This window comes from bacterium (assembly GCA_030654305.1).
Classification (GTDB): domain Bacteria; phylum Krumholzibacteriota; class Krumholzibacteriia; order LZORAL124-64-63; family LZORAL124-64-63; genus PNOJ01.
The window spans coordinates 1-18,349 of the sequence record JAURXS010000256.1; the positions used below are offsets into that span (position 1 = coordinate 1).

At 72.4% G+C, this 18,349-nt stretch carries 13 protein-coding genes; 6 read left to right on the plus strand and 7 right to left on the minus strand.

The features are described from left to right. The first annotated feature begins 259 nt into the window (after positions 1-259). The 6 genes from Q7W29_07300 to Q7W29_07325 all read left to right on the plus strand — a co-directional run bounded on the left by Q7W29_07300 (position 260) and on the right by Q7W29_07325 (position 5,214). Positions 260-1,087, plus strand: a complete 828-nt coding sequence (locus Q7W29_07300; GenBank protein ID MDO9171618.1) for a hypothetical protein — start codon at positions 260-262, stop codon at positions 1,085-1,087. 49 nt (positions 1,088-1,136) lie between these two features. After that, positions 1,137-2,039, plus strand: a complete 903-nt coding sequence (locus Q7W29_07305; GenBank protein MDO9171619.1) for an HAD family hydrolase — start codon at positions 1,137-1,139, stop codon at positions 2,037-2,039. Beyond that, positions 2,039-3,580 carry an aminotransferase class I/II-fold pyridoxal phosphate-dependent enzyme gene (locus Q7W29_07310; GenBank protein MDO9171620.1) on the plus strand — a complete coding sequence of 514 codons (1,542 nt, stop codon included), beginning with the start codon at positions 2,039-2,041 and terminating at the stop codon, positions 3,578-3,580. The genes Q7W29_07305 and Q7W29_07310 overlap by 1 nt, the downstream gene beginning before the upstream one ends. Positions 3,581-3,596: 16 nt before the next feature. Then, the gene (locus Q7W29_07315; GenBank protein MDO9171621.1) at positions 3,597-4,064 is read left to right on the plus strand and encodes a protein-disulfide reductase DsbD family protein; all 468 of its coding nucleotides are present in this window, start codon (positions 3,597-3,599) and stop codon (positions 4,062-4,064) included. Then, positions 4,061-4,429, plus strand: a complete 369-nt coding sequence (locus Q7W29_07320; protein ID MDO9171622.1) for a response regulator — start codon at positions 4,061-4,063, stop codon at positions 4,427-4,429. Before Q7W29_07315 ends, Q7W29_07320 begins: the two co-directional genes overlap by 4 nt. 80 nt (positions 4,430-4,509) lie before the next feature. Further along, positions 4,510-5,214, plus strand: coding sequence for a FlgD immunoglobulin-like domain containing protein (locus Q7W29_07325; protein MDO9171623.1), 705 nt, complete (start codon positions 4,510-4,512; stop codon positions 5,212-5,214). A gap of 76 nt (positions 5,215-5,290) precedes the next feature. Here the strand turns inward: Q7W29_07325 and Q7W29_07330 are convergent, their stop codons facing one another. The 7 genes from Q7W29_07330 to Q7W29_07360 form a co-directional block, all read right to left on the minus strand. Beyond that, positions 5,291-6,259 (minus strand): hypothetical protein, encoded by a 969-nt coding sequence (locus Q7W29_07330; protein MDO9171624.1) that lies wholly within the window; start codon positions 6,257-6,259, stop codon positions 5,291-5,293. 70 nt (positions 6,260-6,329) lie between these two features. Beyond that, positions 6,330-9,710, minus strand: a complete 3,381-nt coding sequence (locus Q7W29_07335) for an efflux RND transporter permease subunit (GenBank protein MDO9171625.1) — start codon at positions 9,708-9,710, stop codon at positions 6,330-6,332. 1 nt (position 9,711) lies between these two features. Then, positions 9,712-12,810, minus strand: coding sequence for an efflux RND transporter permease subunit (locus Q7W29_07340; protein ID MDO9171626.1), 3,099 nt, complete (start codon positions 12,808-12,810; stop codon positions 9,712-9,714). Continuing rightward, the gene (locus tag Q7W29_07345) at positions 12,807-14,114 is read right to left on the minus strand and encodes an efflux RND transporter periplasmic adaptor subunit (protein ID MDO9171627.1); all 1,308 of its coding nucleotides are present in this window, start codon (positions 14,112-14,114) and stop codon (positions 12,807-12,809) included. Before Q7W29_07345 ends, Q7W29_07340 begins: the two co-directional genes overlap by 4 nt. Before the next feature lie 35 nt (positions 14,115-14,149). Continuing rightward, complete coding sequence (locus tag Q7W29_07350) at positions 14,150-15,364, minus strand: 6-bladed beta-propeller (protein MDO9171628.1); 1,215 nt, start codon at positions 15,362-15,364, stop codon at positions 14,150-14,152. 122 nt (positions 15,365-15,486) lie between these two features. Beyond that, entirely contained in the window at positions 15,487-17,418 is a 1,932-nt protein-coding gene (locus Q7W29_07355; GenBank protein MDO9171629.1) for a hypothetical protein, read from the minus strand. Further along, positions 17,402-18,349: acetate kinase (locus Q7W29_07360; GenBank protein ID MDO9171630.1), on the minus strand; the 948-nt coding region annotated here is incomplete at its 5' end. The genes Q7W29_07355 and Q7W29_07360, both read right to left, overlap by 17 nt.

The window sequence follows — 18,349 nt, forward strand, 5'->3', positions numbered from 1 at the left end:
CAGGTCGGAGGTGACCATGCGCTCGGCGTAGCCCTTCACCACGATCGCCTGCCCCGAGGGGCGGACGTCGCGCAGGGCGTCCGCGCCGATCCAGGCCGCGACGATCAGGCCGACGGCCAGGAACAGGCCCAAAGGCGCCAGTCCCCGCGAAGATTCCCTGACGTGGTCCGCCATGCTATCTTGCCTCCCGTGCTCCGTACCGTACGCGGCCGACTCGATCCGCGCCGATGCCAGGATAGACCGAAAGGGACCGGCACGCATGGGAACTCCGTTGCTCGCGGCCGCCGTCCTGGCGGCGCTGCTCTCCGCCGCCGGCCCCGCCCGTGGCGCCGATGACCACCTGTGGGCCACGCCGGTCCCATCGACCGCCGAACCAGAGGTGCGCGACCCCTTCTTCGCCTTCTGCGTGGCGCTGGCCGAGGGGGACTCGCTGGGCGTCTGGTCGGGCCCGGAGCTGGCCGCGCGGATCGCCGCCACGGGCCGGCTCAGCAAGCTGCCGGTCGAGATGATCGTGCGCATCGAGAGGCGAGAAGTGCCTTTGCCGCTGCAGCCCGCGCACCGGGGCCGGCACGCGGCCCGGCGGTGGCGCGTCGAACTGGACGGCGACCTCGCCCGCCCGCTGCCCTACAGCATCCTCGGCTACCACCCCGGCACCCTGCACGTGTCGCGGGTCCTGGAGGCGCTCGAGTGGGTCCTGCCGGGCTCGTCGGTGCGGGTCGACGGGCCCGACGGCCCCGAGCTGCGCGTGGGCACGATGCACGCCCTGCGCCTGGAAGTCGGGCACGTGATCCTGGACGCCGACGGCCTGGTCGACAAGCTCCTGGGCAAGAAGCTGGACGACACCTGGACCGAGGCCTTCGTCCTGGCGCGGGTCGACGGCGCGGCCGATCCGCGGGAGAACGGCCTGAACGGCGTCGCGCTGGGGCGCTCCCGCAACGGGCGGCCGCTGAACGGCGCCTTCGACTTCCGCCGCGACGAGGTGCTGCCCAACGGGCGACCCGCCGCCCGCGCGCTCAGCGGCCTGTGCCGGCCCGTCGTGGCGCCCTACGAACGGCCCGACCCGCGGGCCTGGTCCTGGAAGCCGTGAGCGGGCGCCGCGGGTGACAGGCCCGGATCGGGGTGCTATCTTGCCCCGCATGCACGACAAGGAACGGCAGGATCGCTGGCTGGTGGCCCTCGACGTCGACGGCACGCTGCTGAACACCGAATTCGAGGACGTCGTCCACGCCCGCGAGCAGGCGGCCATCCGCAGCCTGCGGGCGGCCGGCCACGTGCTGGCGCTGTGCACCGGGCGCAACCGCCGCTCGGTGGCCGACGTGGTGGGCAGCGCCGGCGGGGCGCTGGACGGCGTGCCGCAGGTGCTGCTCAACGGCGCGATGGTGCTGTGCGGCGACCCGCCGCGCCTGCTGCGCCACGCGGGCCTGGAGCGGGAGCAGCTGCGCCGCGTGGTCGAGCTGTTCCGCGCCGCGGGCGCGCTGCCGATGATCTTCGGGACCGAGGACGACGGCGGCGACCTGCTGACCGAGAACATCGAACCCAACGGCGTGCTGGGCACCTACCTGGCTCGCCGCCGGGACCGGGTCGGCGCGATCCGCATGGTCGACGACCTGATGGCCCACCTGCCCGAGGCCGCGCTGGAGATCGGCACCATCGACCGCAACGAGGTGGCGGCGCCCCTGGCCGCATCGATCCGCGCCGAGATGGGCGACAGCGTGCGCGTGGTGCTGACCGAATCCCTGCTGGAACGGGGATCCTACCTGTGGGTCGAGGTGTACCAGGCGGAGTGCGGCAAGGGGGCGGGCCTGACGCTCCTGGCCGAGGCTCTGGGCGTGCCGCGCGAGCGCACGCTGGCCGTGGGCGACAACTACAACGACCTGGACATGTTCACGGCGGCGGGCCACAGCGTCGCCATGGGTAACGCGCCGCCCGAGGTGCGCGCGGCGGCCGACCGCACGGCGCCGCACGTCGCCGATCACGGCGCCGCGGTGATCTGCGAGGAGATCGCCGCGGGCAGGTACCCGCAAGCGAGGGGGCGGTGATGGCCGGACGCGGCGACGACTGGCTGGACGACGGCGACGGCGACTGGCAGGACGGGGACTGGAACGACGACGAGTTCCGCCGCGTCGGCTACGCCTTCGTCGACCTCATGGCCGAGTACCTGCAGGGGCTGGAGGGCCGCCGCGTCTACGGGCCGGTCTCGCCCGCGGGCCTCGACGACCTCTTCGCCGAGGACCTGCCCGAGGAGGGCGCTTCGAGCGCCGACCTGCTGACCGAGTGCCGCGCCAAGATCTTCCCCAACTCGATGGCCATCGGCAGCCGCCGCTACTTCGGCATGATGAACCCGGCGCCGCTGCCGGTGGCCGTGTTCGCCGACGCGCTGGCCTCGGCCATGAACCAGAACGCCGCCTCGTGGCGCAACGCGCCGGCGGCGACGGCCGTGGAGAAGCGGGTCATCCGCTGGCTGTGCGCGCTGTTCGGCCTGGGCGACGCGGCCTTCGGCACCCTGGTGCCGGGCGGCTCCTTCGCCAACATCACCGGCCTGAAGCTGGCGATGAACCGCTCCCTGGGGCGCAACCTCGAGACCTGGGACCCCGAGGAAGCGCCGCACCTGGCCGCGACCGCGAAGCTGCGCTTCTACGTCTCCAACCAGGCGCACTACTCGTTCCGCAAGGCGATCGACCTGCTCGGGCTGGGCCACGGCCAGCTGCGCAAGATCCCCGTGGACGGCCTGTTCCGCATCGACCTCGCCGCGCTCGAAGCGGCCCTGAAGGCGGACCGCGAGGCCGGCCTGGTGCCCTGCTGCGTCATCGGCATCGCCGGCACCACCAACACCGGCAGCATCGACAAGCTCGACCGGCTGGCCGACCTGGCCGCGGCGCACGACTGCTGGTACCACGTCGACGCCGCCTACGGCGGCGCGGTCGTGCTCAGCGAGAAGTACCGGCCCATGCTCAAGGGCATCGAGCGCGCCGACTCGATCACCGTCGACCCGCACAAGTGGTTCTACGTGCCCTTCGAGGCGGGCGGCATCCTGGTGCGCGACGGCGACCTGCTGCGCGAGACCTTCCTGGTCCGTCCCGAATACTACATGGAGCGGCGCAGCGACGGCGCCACGGCGCCCGACCCGCGCAGCTTCCACATGGGGGAGCGGGTCAACTTCTTCCAGTACGGCCTGCACGGCAGCCGCCGCTTCAACGCGCTGAAGCTGTGGCTGGCGATGAAGAGCGTGGGCCGCCGGCGCTTCGCGGCCTGGGTGGAGAAGGACATCGAACTGGCCCGGGTCCTGGCCGGCCTGCTGCAGCGCGCGCCCGAATTCCGCCTGATCGGGCCCAACACCCTGGGGATCTGCACCTTCCGCTGGGAGCCCAACGGCGCCCCGCGCACGCCCGAGCAGGTCGACCAGCTCAACCGCGACCTGCAGGAGCTGGTGGAGCGCGAGGGCGACGCCTGGTTCAGCCACACCATCCTGAACGGGCGCGTGGCCCTGCGCGTCAACTTCGAGAACCGCCAGATGCGCCGCGAGGACGTGCTGCGCCTGCTGTCGGTGCTGCGCCGCGCGGCCGACCGGCTGCGACCCTGAATCCGAGGAGAACGTCATGTGCCGACGCCTGCTGACGCTGTCGATCCTGTTGCTGGCCGCCGCCCTCGCCTCCGCCGAGGGCCTGCGCGACTCCGGGTCCGTGGTCAAGATGACCGTGCAGCCCAAGTCCGTGACCGCCGCCGTGGGGGACCAGGTCTCCTGGACGGTGACCCTGGACATCGACAAGGGCTGGCACCTCTACGCGCACGGCGACCCCAAGTACTACGGCATCGCCGTGACCGGACTGGACAGCCTGCCCCTGGTCGGCGCCGAGGTGGCGTACCCGGCGGGGAAGAAGGGCAAGTTCCTGGACGAGACGGTGCAGTTGCTCGAGGGCCGCCAGGCGCTGACGATCGGCGGCTTCCTTGCCGCCGAACCGACCGGCCCGATGCTGCTCGAGCTGGAGCTGCAGGCCTGCGACGAGAAGTCCTGCCTCGCCCCGGCCTTCCTGCAGGTGCCGCTCGTGGTCGAGCCGAAGCGATGAACGGACCGCGCATCCTGCTGGTCGAGGACGACCCGGACAACCGCCGGCTGCTGCAGACCATGCTGCTGAAGCTGGGCTGCGCCGTCGACGCCGTGGCCGACGGCGAGTCGGCCTTGGCGGCGCTCGGCGGCGCGTCCTACGCCTGCGTGCTGATGGACGTGCAGCTGCCGGGCATCGACGGCCTCGAAGCCACGCGCCGGCTGCGCGAGAGCGGGCTGACCGGGCTGCCCGTCATCGCGGTCACCGCCCACGCGATGCAGGGCGACCGCGAACGTTGCCTGAAGGCCGGCATGAACGCCTACCTGACCAAGCCGCTGACGATGGAGATGCTGGGCAAAGCGTTGCGGGAGGCCGGGGTGGGCTGAGGCTTGAGGTCGTCTTGCGACTGTGGTAGATTGTACCGACATCCCCTGACGACATTCCTCCCCTGGAAAGGACCGCGATCATGGGCCTGACCAGAATCCTGCTCGCGACCGCGACCCTGGCGCTGATCGGCGCCTGCAACGACGCCACGCCGCCCGACGAAACGAACAGCGACATCCGCGGCCGGGTCGTCGATGCACAGGGCCAGCCGGTGGCCGGTGCGGCGGTGGTCCTGCAGTACGCCACGACTCCGCCCATGACGGGGAAACAGGACAAGCCCCAGACGCAGATCGAATTCGATTTGAGAGAGTCGGGCCACCTCTCGGTCTGGATCAGCGACTATTGTGATGACAGCACCCTGCGCTGGCTCGCCGACGGGGATTATCCCGCGGGAACCCACGCGTTCACGTGGAACGGGTTGGACGACGAGGGCCGGATCCTGCCGGACGGCGCCTACCAGTGTCACGTGGTGACGGATGACGGAGAACGCACCTGGACCCTGCTGCTCCTGTTCCAGGAGTACGGCGGGTTCGCGGCGGACGCCGCCGTGGCGCCGCTGGCGGTCACCGACGGAGGCGGCAGGTTCACGCTGGCGCAGGCGTGCCTGCCCTTCGGGTACGTCTACGAGGTGGAAAACGGTCTCGGTGAACTCGTCGAGGTGTTCACCATCAATCGCGACGTCCAGGTCTGGGCCTTCAGTGAAGACGCCGGCGCCAGCGGGTCGAGCGCCGTCGTGACCGTCGATCCCGAAACCGGCGCCGACATCACGGTGACGCTCGATCCGTGACGGAAGATGCAAGGGATCGGCAAGAGGAAGCGGGCGGGGAAGGGACCCCGCCCGCTTCCTCTTGCCGATCCCGTGTCTAGAGGTTCGCGAAGATGCTGTCGAACGCCTCCCGCATCCCCGCCTGCAGCTTCGCCACGTTCTCTGCCGACCACGACTCCTGCGGGTCGCGGATGAAGGTCGTGCGGTCGACGCGGTTGTCGAAGCGGCCCAGGGGCAGGTGGTAGGTGCGGCCGTGCGCGCGCACGGTCACGGTGTCGGACTTCTCGGTGTGCTCCAGCAGCCACTCCATGTCGTCGCAGCCGTAGTCGCCCAGCATGACCTCGATGGGCACGCCGTGGTGCAGGATCGAGCCGGGATCGTTGGGGTCGGTGCGGGCGTCGTTCTTGCGGCGGGACTCCTCGGGCGTCACCCAGATGTAGAGGATGCTGGCGCGCTCGAGCATCGCCGCCGAGAGCATGCGCAGCGAGTACTGGTAGCCCCAGGGATCCCGCAGGGGCAGCGCCGAGCCCTGGCCGCCGCCGCGGGCGAACTCCACCACGACGGTCTTGCCGTCCAGCGTGTCGGGCACCTCGCGCACCTTGTCCTCGAGCAGCTTCTTCGCCTCGGGCTGCAGGGCCGCGACCAGGGCGGCGCGCTCGGCCGCGGGCAGGTCCTTCCAGATCGTCGCGGCGCCGACCTTGGCGCGGCAGGCGTCGAAGCGCTCCATGAGCCACGTCGCCGGGCAGGCGGGGGCGGGGCGGCGGCGGGCGACCAGGTCGGCGTAATCCTCGTTCAGCAGCTCGATGAGCGTGCCCCAGTCCAGGGGGTTCTTCATCGGCAGGTTGTCGGCGTCGAAGAAGGCGGGGTCGCAGCCCAGGGCGCGCAGCTCCTGGCTGACGCGGCGCATCATGTGGACGTAGGGGTAGTCGTCGAGCTGGACGGTCTGGCCGATGCCGAACTGCCGCTCGCACTCGGCGGCGCTCAGGCTGGCCAGGTAGCGCCGCGCCTCGGACTTGCCGGAGGCGGGCAGGGCGCAGAGCAGCAGGACGTCGATGTGCTTGGACATGGTCATTCTCCTGTCGAGCGGTCCGTTGATGGTGTGCCGACCAGGAACATGGCGGGGCCCGCGGCCGCGGTCAAGCCCCGGATCCGCCGTCCGGGGCCGGGGCCGGGGCGGCCGGCGCGCGGCGCAGCAGGCGGGCTCGCAGCGCGGCCAGGCGCCAGCCGCTGCGGCAGAGCACCCAGTAGAGCACGGGCATCACCGCGACGATCAGCACCGTGCTGGAGGCCAGGCCGCCGATGCTGGACAGCGCCAGGTTCTCCCAGATGTCCTTGCCCTGGGAGTCGTCCGTCCGCACCAGCAGCGGCAGCAGCCCGACGATCGTGGTGCCGGTGGTCAGCAGGATCGAGCGCAGCTGGATGGACGTGCCCTCGACGATCGCTTCGCGCAGCAGATCCAGGCGCGCCGCCGCCGGCAGCCGCCACAGGTCGCCGCCGCCCAGGCGCGGTTTGTCGGGCAACAGGTCGCCCCAAGTATGGCAGTCCAACGGGTGGCCGGCGGCCAGGCGCTCGCGCAGCTGCAGCCGGAAGCGGTTGATCAGCAGGATGGCGTTGTTGACCACGATCCCGAACAGCAGCACCAGGCCGATGCGGGCCGAGGAGTCGAACTGGGAGTCGGTGAGCCAGAAGACGGCCATCACGCCGCACAGCGCCATCGGCAGCGACAGCATGATCAGCATCGGCAGCGCGATGCTCTCGAACAGCGCGGCCATGGTGATGAAGACGAACGCCGCGGTCAGCCACAGCATCGTGTTCATCTCCTGCTCCTCCTGCTCGGTGAGCTGCTCGCCCGAGACGTCCTCGGCGGTGTAGCCGTAGGGCAGGTCGACGCCGTCGATGATCTCCTGCAGGTAGTGCCGGCGCATGCGGTCGGTGCCCACGTACTCCCAGTTGATCTGGACGGCGTACTGCTGGTCCTTGCGGTTGATGGCGGTCACCACCGGCCGCTGCTCGAGCGACACGAGGTCGGCGAGCCGCACCCGCTGGCCGCCGAGGGTGGTCATGGTGTGGCCGACGATCTGGTCGTACTGCAGGTCCTCGGCGTCGGCGAAGGCCAGCTGCAGGCGCTGGTCGCGGCCCTCGAGGATCATGTGCCAGGGGAACTCGATGCCCAGCAGGCGGCGCAGGTAGCCGACGACCTCCTGCACCGTGAGGTGGTGCTCGGCGAGGGCGGCGCGGTCGATGACGATCAGCGTCTCGTCGGTGTCGGCGCGGTCGAAGCGGTCGCCGCCGGTCAGCCGCACGTTGCGCACGCGGCGGCTGCGCTCCAGGCGCGCCATGACCCCCTGCGACAGGCCCTCCAGCTCGCGGCTGTTGTAGCCGGTGAGCCGCAGCAGCGAGTTGCTGACGCCGCCGCCGCCGCCGCCCTTCAGGTAGGGATCGCCGAAGCCGTTGATCCAGATGAACATGCCGCCCAGCTCCTCGGCGAGCAGGATCAGGCGGTTGCGGTACAGCTCCGGGTACTCCGTGCGCAGCATCCGCTCCTCGAACTCGATGCGCATGTAGGCGCGGTTGTCCCAGGAGGTCGTCTTGACGGTCACGCCGTCGGGCACCGGCTCCAGCTCGCCCTCGAACTGCTTCATCGTCTCGCTGGCGAGGATGACGTCGGTGCCCACGGGGCGCTCGAGGTAGAGCACCAGGGTCTCGGCGTCCTGCTGCTGCCAGAAGCCGCCGTGGGCGACCTCGTGGCGGTAGAGGTGGTAGCCGCCGTAGACGGCGCCGGCCAGCAGCAGCAGGGGGTACCACCAGCGGCGCAGGTGGAAGGCCGTGATCCGCCGCACGTAGGCCGCGAAGGCGCCCACCACGGTCATCAGGCCCAGGGCGCCGCCGAACCAGGGCAGCATCCGCATCACGGCCGCGCGGTCGCGGACGGCGGCGAAGGCGGCCAGGGAGACCAGGGTGAGTCCGGCCGCGGTCAGCGCCCAGCGCCACAGCAGCGCCCAGCCCTCGCGCTCGGGGGCGGCGACGCGCGGCCGCGCCAGCTCGCGCTCGGCCAGGGGGCGCAGCGCAACGGGGATCCAGGCGAAGGCCACGAAGATCGAGGCCGTCATCGCGATGCCCACGCTCATCGCCAGGGGCTTGTAGTACACGGCCAGCCGGTCGGAGAGGTACATGAAGGACAGGAAGGCGACGACCGTGGTCAGGGTCGTCGCCATGATCGGGAAGGCCACCTCGCGGGTGCCGCCGACCAGCACGTCGCGGACGTCGCCGCGGCGGCCGAGCACGCGGCGGTGGATGGCGTCGAGCACCAGGATGCTGTTGTCCATCAGCATGCCGAAGCAGACGGTCAGCCCGCTGATGGTGATGAAGTTCACCGAGATCCCGAAGAAGTAGAACAGCGACAGGCAGATCACGATCGCCAGCAGGATCGAGCCGGTGACGATGGCCGTGAAGCGCACGCGGCGCAGGGCGGCCGCCAGCAGCAGGAACAGCAGGACCAGGATCGCCAGCGACCGGTTGACCAGCTCCTGCACCTTGTCGCGCAGCTCCTCGCCGTTGTCGGTGTCGATCTCGAAGTCGACGGGGAAGGGCAGGTCGGCGCGGATCCGCGGCAGGGCCGCGCGCACGTCGCGGCTGACGGCGATGGCGTTGGTGCCGCTGCGCTTGGCGATCGAGGCCTGGATGACGTTGCGCCCGTTGATGCGCACGAAGTGCGTGGGGTCGTCGTACGACGGCGCCAGCTCGGCGAGCCGCCACAGCGCGATCGGCTGCCCGCCGCGCGTGGCCACCACGGTGTCCAGGATCATGCGCGCGGTCACCGAGTCCTGCACGCTGACGGCGATCTCGCGGCCGCGGCGCCGGACCCCGCCCGCGGGCAGGATGTCGTCCAGCACGTCGATCGCGGCGTAGACCTCGTCGGCGTGGACGGCGTAGCGCTCCATGAGGTCGAAGTCCAGCAGCACCTTGACCAGGGGCAGGGCCCCGCCCTGCAGCTCGACGTCCGCGACGCCCGGCACCGACAGCAGGCGCGGCAGCAGCCAGGTCTCGGCCTTGTCGCGCAGCTCGTTCGCGCCGAGGTCCGAGATCAGGCTGACGGTCATGAAGTCCTCGGTGCGGAACTCCTCCGGCACCTCGGGCACGACGCGCGGCTGCGCGGCGGTGGCGGGCAGGTCGGCCCGCACGCCGCCGAGCTGCTCGGCCAGCTCGAGCTGCGCGAACTCCAGGTTCACGTCGCGGCGGAACTCGACCGTCACCTGGCTCCAGCCGGGCCGCGAGCTGGAGGTGACGCCCTCGACGCCCTCCACCTTGCGCGCCGCCTCCTCGATCGGCAGGGTCAGCGAGCGCAGCACCGCCGAGGGCGAGGCGCCGGTCCAGGTGGTGGTCACCGACAGGGTGGGCAGCTCGGCGTCGGGCATCGCCTCGATCTCGAGGCGCGGCAGGGCGTACAGCCCCATGAACACCAGGGCCGAGAACAGCATCCAGGTGGCGACGGGGTGGTCGACGAAGCGGCGGATCACGTCACGCCCCCGGCTGCCCGTCGTAGTCGCGGTCGAGGCGCCGGTGCACGATCTCGTACAGCGACGGAGTCAGGAACAGCATCACCACGGTGGAGATGGTCAGGCCGCCCAGGATGGTGACGGCCAGCGGCCGCTGCACCTGGGCGCCGGTGCCCAGGCCGATGGCCATCGGGATCAGGCCCAGCACCGTGGTGAGGTTCGTCATCATGATGGGGCGGAAGCGCAGGCGGCCGGCCTCGAGCACGGCGGCGCGCCCGGTCATCCCCTCCTGCCGCAGCTGGCGGATGGCCGAGACCTTCACGATGGCGTCGTTGACGTCGATGCCCAGCAGGGCCACCAGGCCGATCAGCGAGATGATGTTGACGGTCTGCCCCGAGATCGCGCAGGCCAGGCCGGCGCCCAGCACGCCGACCGGCAGCACCGTGGTGATGATCAGCGGGTCGACGAACGACTCGAACTGCGCGGCCAGGATCATGTAGACCAGCAGGGCCGACAGCAGCAGGGCCCAGCCCAGGTCCCGGAACGAGCGGGTGATCTCCTCCTGCTCGCCGCCCTGGACGAAGCCGACGCCGGCCGGGATGTCCAGGCCGGCGATCTCGCGCTCGACGTCCCGCCACACCTGGCTGAGGCCGCGGCCCTTCACGTCCCCGCTGAGGGTGATCTGCCGGCGCTGGTCGCGGCGGACCACCTCGCGCACGGGGCGGCCCTCCGACAGGTGCGTGAAGCTGCCCAGGGGCACGGTCATTCCTTCGCCGACCTGGACCGGCGAGGCCAGCACGCCGTCCAGATCGCGCCGGCGCTCCAGCGGCAGGCGCACCGCGATGTCGATGCGCTGCTCGACCTCGTTGAAGGTGGTGGCGACCACGCCCTGCACGCGGGCCTGCAGCTCGCGCGCCAGCGCGTCGGGGTCCAGGCCGTGCCGCAGGGCGTCCTCGCGGTCGATGCTGACCTCCACGCTGGGGTTGCCCAGCACGCGGTCCATCTCCAGGTCGACCAGGCCGGTCACGCGCGGCAGGCGCCGCATGAGCTCGTCGGCCACCGACACGGCGTCCCCGGCGTGCTCGGCGACCACGCCCAGGTTGAAGGGCGCCTCGCCGCTGGCGAGGATCTCCTGCAGGCCGATGCCCTCGTCGTGGAAGGTGGCGACGGCGCCCGACAGGCCCGCCAGGCGCGGCCGCAGGCGGTCCTTGACGCGGGCCATGCGCGCGGCGCCGTCGCGCGCCGGGTGCAGCAGCACCCGCAGGCGCACCGTGTTGGCGGCGGTGTAGTCCTTGAGCGCGGCCAGGGTCCGCTCCGTCTGGCCGACCTGGGAGAAGACCGTCGCCACCTCGGGCATGGCGGCCAGGTCCCCGGCCAGGGCGGCGGCGGTGACGCCGGTGGCCTCGAGCGGGGTGCCGCTGGGCAGCTCGAGCGCCAGCGTGAAGTCGCCCGTGCTGCGCTCGGGCAGGAACGAGCGCGGCAGCCCCAGGGACACGGCCAGGGCCGCGGCCATGGCCAGGCCCAGCCAGGCGTAGAAGGGGCCCTTGCGGTCCATGACCTTCACCAGGCCGGCGTGGTAGAGGCGGTAGGCGCCCTCGAACAGGTTGTCCCCGAGGCGGAAGACGCCGCGCGGCTGCTCGTGGCCCGGCTTGAGCATCCGGGCCGACAGCGTCGGCTGCAGCAGCAGGGCCGTGGCCACCGAGACCAGCAGCGCGATGGTCACGGTGATGGCCTGGTCGCGGAAGAACTCACCGGCGATGCCCGGCACGTAGATGACCGGGAAGAAGACGGCCACGGTCGTCAGCGTCGAGGCCAGCACCGGCATGGCGACCTCGCGCGTCGCCGAGGCGCAGGTCGCGGCCACCGACGCGCCGGGCGCGTCCTCGGCCAGGTGCCGCTTGATGTTGTCCAGCACGACGATGGAGTTGTCCACCAGCATGCCCGCCGCCAGCGAGAGGCCGCCGAGGGACATCAGGTTGATGTTCACCTTGAAGGCGTGCATGAAGGCGAAGGCGGTGATGATGCTGACGGGCATCGACAGGCAGACCACGATGGGGCTGCGCCACTCGCGCAGGAAGAAGAAGAGCACCAGGAAGGCCAGCGCGGCGCCCGACAGCAGCGAGCCCGTCAGGCCGCGGAAGCTCTCCTGCACGAAATCGGCGTCGCGGTAGACAAAGCGCGACGCGAAGTCCGGGTACTGGCCGCGCAGCACCTCCAGGATGCGGTCGACCTCGGCGGTGGCGCGGATCGTGTTGGCGCCCACCTCCTTGTAGACCAGGAGCGAGACCGCCTCCTGCCCGCCGATCAGGGTCAGCCCCTCGGGCTCCTTGACCGTGTCGAGCACCTCGGCGACGTCGCCGACGGTGATCAGGCCCGCGCGCCGCGTGGGGATCTCGGTGCGGCGGATGTCGTCGAGGGACTCGAACTCGCCCAGGATGCGCAGCGGCAGGTGCAGGGGGCCCTTGCGCACGCGGCCGCCGGGGAAGCTGACGTTGCTCAGCGCCAGCGCCTGCCGCAGGTCGGCCATCGTCAGGCCGTAGAGGCGCAGCTTGTCGGGGTCGGGGCGCACGAGGATCTCGCGCTCGCGGCCGCCGATCACCTCGGCCTGGCTGATGCCGTCGACCTGCTCCAGCGCGGGCTTGACCACCTCCTCGCAGAACTGGGTCATCTCGGCCATGTCGTCGTCGCCCTCGAGCACCATGATGGCGACGGGGCGTGCGCCGGGGTCCCAGCGCAGGATCAGCGGGCGGTCGGCGCCGTCGGGGAAGTCCTCGCGGTTGGAGACCTGGTCCACGGCCTCGCGCAGGTGCAGGTTGGCGAAGTCCATCGCCGTGCCCCACTCGTACTGCACCGTCACGGTGCTGGCGCCCTCGCGCGTGCGCGAGATCACCTGGCGCACGCCGGCCAGGCCGGTGATGCGCTCCTCGAGCGGCTGGGTGACCAGGCGGGCGAGGTCGTCGGCCGGCACCTCGGCGTACTCGGTGATGACCGTCAGGTTGGGGTAGTTGATGCTCGGCAGCAGGTCCACCGGCAGGCGGCGGTAGGATTGCACGCCCACCACCAGCAGGCCCGCGAAGACCATCAGCACCGCGACCGGACGCGCGACGGCGCCGCGGATCATGGCGCGTCGTCGCCGGCCGCCGACGCCCAGCGGTCGTCGGTCGGCACGGTGCGCCGGACGTCCAGCTTGGCCTCGTGGGCCAGGGTCAGGTGGTCGCTCACGACCACCAGGTCGCCCGGTGCGAGCGTGCCGCCGCTGTGCACGGCGAGGACCTCGATCCAGGCGGCGTTCTGCCGGCCGGTGTCGACGTACAGCCACTGGGCGCGGTCGTCGGCGGCCTTGAAGACCAGGGGCCGGTCGTCGCGGGTCAGCACGGCGTCGCGGGGCACCAGCAGCAGGCCGCGGTGGATGCGCGCCGCCACCTCGGCGCGGGCGAACATGCCCGGGCGGAAGCGTCCGTCGGGGTTGGCGAAGCGGACCAGGACCTGGCAGGTGCGGCTCGCCTGGTCCAGCGTGGGGCTGATCACGTCGACGGTGCCGCGGATCGTGTCGCCGACCGCGGGCACCGCCACCAGGGCCGCGCTGCCCTCGGCCAGCTCGCCGAGGTCGGCCTCGAGCACGTTGACCACGGCTTCGAGCCGCGTGTTGTCCGAGACGGTGCCGATCGTCTGGCCGACCGAGAGGTTGGCGCCCTTGACGGCGGTCAGGCCGCTGACCACGCCGCCGAACGGGGCGCGGATCTCGGCGTGCTCGAGGTCGAGCCGGGCGCGCTCCTCGGCGATGCGGGCCTCGGCCAGGCCGGTGCGCTGGGCGGCGGCGTCGCGGCGGAAGGCGCCGGCCTTCAGGGCGGACAACTCGAGGTCCAGCAGCTGCGCGGCGTGCGCGGCGGGGTCGATCTCGCCGCGGTCGCGCCGCCCCTGGAGCTCGTCGCGCTGCGCCAGGAACGAGGTCATGGCCGCGGGGTCGTCGACCTGCTCCTCGTCCTCGGCCGCGATCTGGCCCAGGGCCCGCAGGTGGCGCAGGCGGCTCTCCTCCAGGGCGAGCCGGTAGGGACGGGGGTCGAGGCGGGCCAGCACCTGGCCCGCGCGCACGCGGTCGCCGTCGCGCACCAGGACCTCGGTCAGCTCCCCGGAGAGCTGGCAGCGGACCTCGACGGTCCTGGTGGTGCGCAGCACGCCGTCGGCGAAGACGGGGATCACCAGGGCGCCGCGGTGCACGGCCCCGACATCGACCTTGATGGCCTTCTCGCGCTTGGGCTCGTCGGCCTCGGCGCCCGCGGTGTCGGCGGCGGCGGCTGTCGCCGTGCTGTCGGCGCCGGCGGCGCCGTCGCCGGCCTTGTCGCCGGCGCAACCGGCCAGCGTCAGCAGCAGCAGGAGCAACGCGAGCGGCGCGGCGGTTTCAAGGTTCATCATGCGGTTCTTCAAGAGCGTCTCCCGTCTGCGGGCGCCTGGGCGCCGGTTCAGCGCACGATCCGGCAGCTGATGATCTCCATGGGGGCGACGTCGGCCGCCGCGGCGGCATCGTCGCCGGCGCCCATGCCGGCCAGGAACGCGTCCCAGTAGTTGAGCACCAGCACGGCCCGGTCCGGCGAGATCAGGAACAGCTGGTCCTCGAGGCCGTCGGCGTCGGCGTGCACGCGGACCTGGCGGTCGAAGGCGCCCTTCGCGTCGAAGACGTCGTAGGTCAGCATGACGCCGTCGGGCTGCCCGCGCTGGCCGCGGCCGCTGAGGATCCAGACCGTGCCGTCGTCGAGCACGGTGAGGCTCTGGATGTCCGGCTCGCGGTCGGCCACCTTCACCGGCGGCGGCACGGGGTAGTTGCGGGCCTGGGCCTTCAGCAGCGACTCGGCGCGGTCGTGGTCGGCGCGGTCGCGCGCCAGGGATTCGTAGGGGCGCTCGAAGGTGCCCAGCAGCCTGCCGTCGGCGGCGTGCCGCTCGACGAGGTAGCGGTCGCGGTGCGGCGCCGCGTACACCTCGCCGTTCGGCGCGAGGCCCCAGCGCGTCCAGACGAAGTCCACGGCCAGCTCGTCCAGGACCATGTTGCCGAAGTCCTGCACCGCGGTCTTGGCGACGATCGTGCCCAGCGTCGAGCCGTCGGCGCGTACGCCGTCCAGGAAGTAGGTCTGGTTCAGCTTGCCCGCGGCGAAGGTCTGGCGGATGCCGCACAGCGCCGTGGTGCCGCCGCGGCTGTTGCCGCCGACCAGCACCGCGAAGCCGCCGGCCGCGGGGTCGCCGGCCTGGAAGGGGAAGGCGCCCGCGGGGTTCCCCGCGCGGTCGAGCTGCACGATCTTGCCGGGGAACACCTGCACCACGGCCAGCTTGCCGTCGGGCAGGAAGAAGACGTCGGCCGGACGGCGGAACTCGCCGGGGCCCTCGCCTTCGCGGCCGAGGGTGCCGGTGCGGCGGCCGTCGGGCGCGAAGACCGCGACCTCGGACAGCTGGCCGTCCAGCACGTAGAGGTTGCCCTTCTCGTCGGTGATGACCTGGGCGACGACCCCGAACAGGTTCGCGTCGTCGTCCTCGCCGCCGACGCGCCACACCTCCTGCAGCCGGACGTCGGTCACGCCGTGGGCGGGAGTCGCGCCGTTGGCCACGTGGGGGACCTCGGCGGCCGGGGCGGCGCCGGCGAGCAGGCAGAGCAGGCACAGGGCGATCAGGGCCGTGGCGCGGGACATCGCGACTCCTCGGGTCAGGGTTGGCAAGCTTCGGAGGCAGCAGGACGGTCCCCGGCGGGGATTGTTGCAGAACGGCACGGGGGCCGCAAGTCCCGCACCGCCGGCGCCGGGTCCGGGTACGATCAGCGGGGTCGGGAACTCGCCCAGGCGGCCAGGGCGCGGGCGGCATCTGTGGCCGCGACCGGCAGCGCGTCGCGGAAGACGCCCGCCACGATCCCCGGGTGGGCCCGCTGCAGGTCGTCGAGCCGTGCCGCTTCGATGCCGAAGCCGGCCAGCAGCACCCGGCGGCCGGGCAGGGCGCGCGGCAGCCAGTCGACGACGGCCGAGGCCTCGGTGGTCGCCGCCGGGGTCCAACGGCCGGGGTCGTCGCGCAGGGAGGGCAGGGCGACGGCGAAGGCGCCGCCTTCCATGGTGAGCGGCGTCAGGGCGTCGAAGACCCGCGCGGCGGCGGCGCCGCCGGGTTCCAGCAGCAGCAGGACCGGAGCCGCCGCGTCCGCGCCCGCCGGCGGCAGGGCCACGCGCACCGGTAGCCAGCCGTCGCCGCCGGCATCGAGGGCGGTCACGGTGACGCTCCCGTCGGTGAGCACCGACGTGCCGTCGGCTCCCCGGCGCAGGCAATCCTCCACCTCGAAGACGGTCATCAGCAGCGACGACGGGTCGGCGCGGCGGTCGCGCTCGCCGAGGTCGGTGCGGATCAGGTCGAGCCGGTAGTCCACCGCCGGGCGGTCGACCTCCGCGAGGAACTTGGTGCGGTCGTGGGCGTCGCCGAACCAATCCTGGTAGAAGCGGGCCAGGCCGGTGTACCAGGACAGGCGGGTGCCGTCGTCCAGGTCCAGCACCGCTTCCAGCCGGTAGGGGCCCATCGCCAGGGCGGCGAGGTCGGCGGTGCGGGTCCACGTCGTCAGGCCCGGGGCGAGGGCCACGCGCCCGCCGGTGCCGCCGGAGGCGACCAGTTCGTGGCCCGCGGTGTCGCCGATGCCGGCGATCAACCGGCCGGCGCCGCCGACGGGCGCCCAGACCGCGATCGTGAAGTCGAGGGGTTTGGTGCCCGCGACGGTGCTGCCGACCTTCACCTGCAGGCGTGGCCGCTCGCCGCCGGGCGGCAGCGTCACCGGCACGAAGCGTCGCGGACCCGGACGCGGGTCGGCCCGGCGGGGATCGGGCACCAGCTGCGCCGTGCGGGTCCGGCCCTCGGCGTCGCGCCGCTGCAGGGCGACCGCCACGCCGAAGAGCGTGTCGGCCGGCGGCGCGTAGGGCTGCAGGTAGCTCCAGGGAATGTCCGCCTGCAGGACGCGCCGGCCGTCCACGTCGCGCCACGCGGGCGCCAGTTCGAGGACGGCCAGGTCGAGCAGGCGCCCGGGCTGGGCCAGGGCGCGGCCGACGGTCGTGGCGCTCTGCGCTTCGAAGCCGAAGCGCCAGACTCGAGCGGTGTCGTACGCGTCGCCGGAATCGGGCGCGGCGAGCGTCAGCTCCAGCATGGGCGCCGGCTCGCCCGCCGCGCGCAGGTGCCAGCCCAGGTCGTCGACCATCAGCGACAGCCTCAGCGGCGATGCGGCGCCGTCCGCTTCGACCAGAGGACCCGGGTCGAACCAGGCGCCCCAGCGCGGGCGCAACGCGCGGCCGGCGGCGGCGGCGGCCAGGCGCCGCTCGAGGTCGTCGATCAGGCTGGTGAAGGCGGGATCGGCGCGCAGCGCCGCCAGGTCGGGGTCCCCGCGCAGGCCGCGCGCGTCGTCGTAGCCGCGCTCGACGGCGGCGCGGACGGCGTCCAGGGCGGCCGCCGGGTCGGCGAGGCGGGCCGCGACGCAGGCGGCGTTGTAGTGCAGCAGGGGGTCGTCGGGCCGGCGCCGCAGCGCCTCGTCGATCAGCTCGCGGGCCGGCGCCAGGTCGCCCTCGCGCAGCCGGCGCCCGATCTCGCGCCGCAGGTCGTCGTCGCCGAGGCGTGACGGCACGGGCGCGGCCGCGGCGGCGAGCGTGGCCAGCAGCACGGCCAGAGCGGCCAGCGGCGTGGCCGGGGAACGGCGGCGGACGACCGGCGACTCAGCCGGCGACGACATCGACAACGCTAGCGGCGGCGGGGAAGGCGACGTCCACGGTGTCGCGGGCAATCATCAACTCCTCGTTGGTGGGGACGATCATGATCGCGATCCGCGACGACATCTTGCTGATGACGGCCTCGTCGCGCCGGGTGGCGTTCTTGAAGGGGTCCAGCAGGGCGCCGATGATCTCCAGGCCGCGGCAGGACCACTCGCGCACCAGCGAGTCGTTCTCGCCCACGCCGGCCGTGAAGACGATGCCGTCGACGCGCCCCAGGGCCACGGCGTAGGCGCCGATGTACTTGCGGATGTGGTAGCAGTAGACCTCGAGGGCCAGGCGGCAGCGGTCGTTGCCGTTGGCGTATTCGCGCTCGACGTCGCGCAGGTCGCTCGAGACGCCGCTGATGCCCAAGAGGCCGCTCTGCTTGTTCAGCATCTTCTCGACGGCGTCCACGCCCATGCCCAGGTTGCGCTCGAGGTGGCCGATGATGGCGGGGTCGATGTCGCCGCTGCGGGTGCCCATGACCAGGCCCTCCAGCGGGGTGAAGCCCATCGAGGTGTCGACGGACTTCCCGCCGCGCACCGCGGCGACCGAGGCGCCGTTGCCGAGGTGGCAGGTGATCAGGTTCGTCTCGGACGGGTCGCGGCCCAGCATCGCCGCCGCGCGCAGGGTCACGTAACGGTGGCTGGTGCCGTGGAAGCCGTAGCGCCGGATGCGGTGCTTCAGGTACATCTCGTAGGGCAGCGGGTAGATGTACGAGGTGTCGGGCATGGTCTGGTGGAAGGCGGTGTCGAACACGCCCACCATCGGCACGTCCGGCAGCACCGCCTGCGCGGCGCGGATGCCCACGATGTTCGGCGGGTTGTGCAGGGGCGCCAGGGAGGAGCACTCCTCGAGCGCCGCCATGACGTCGGGCGTGATCATGACGCTGCCGGCGTACTTCTCGCCCGC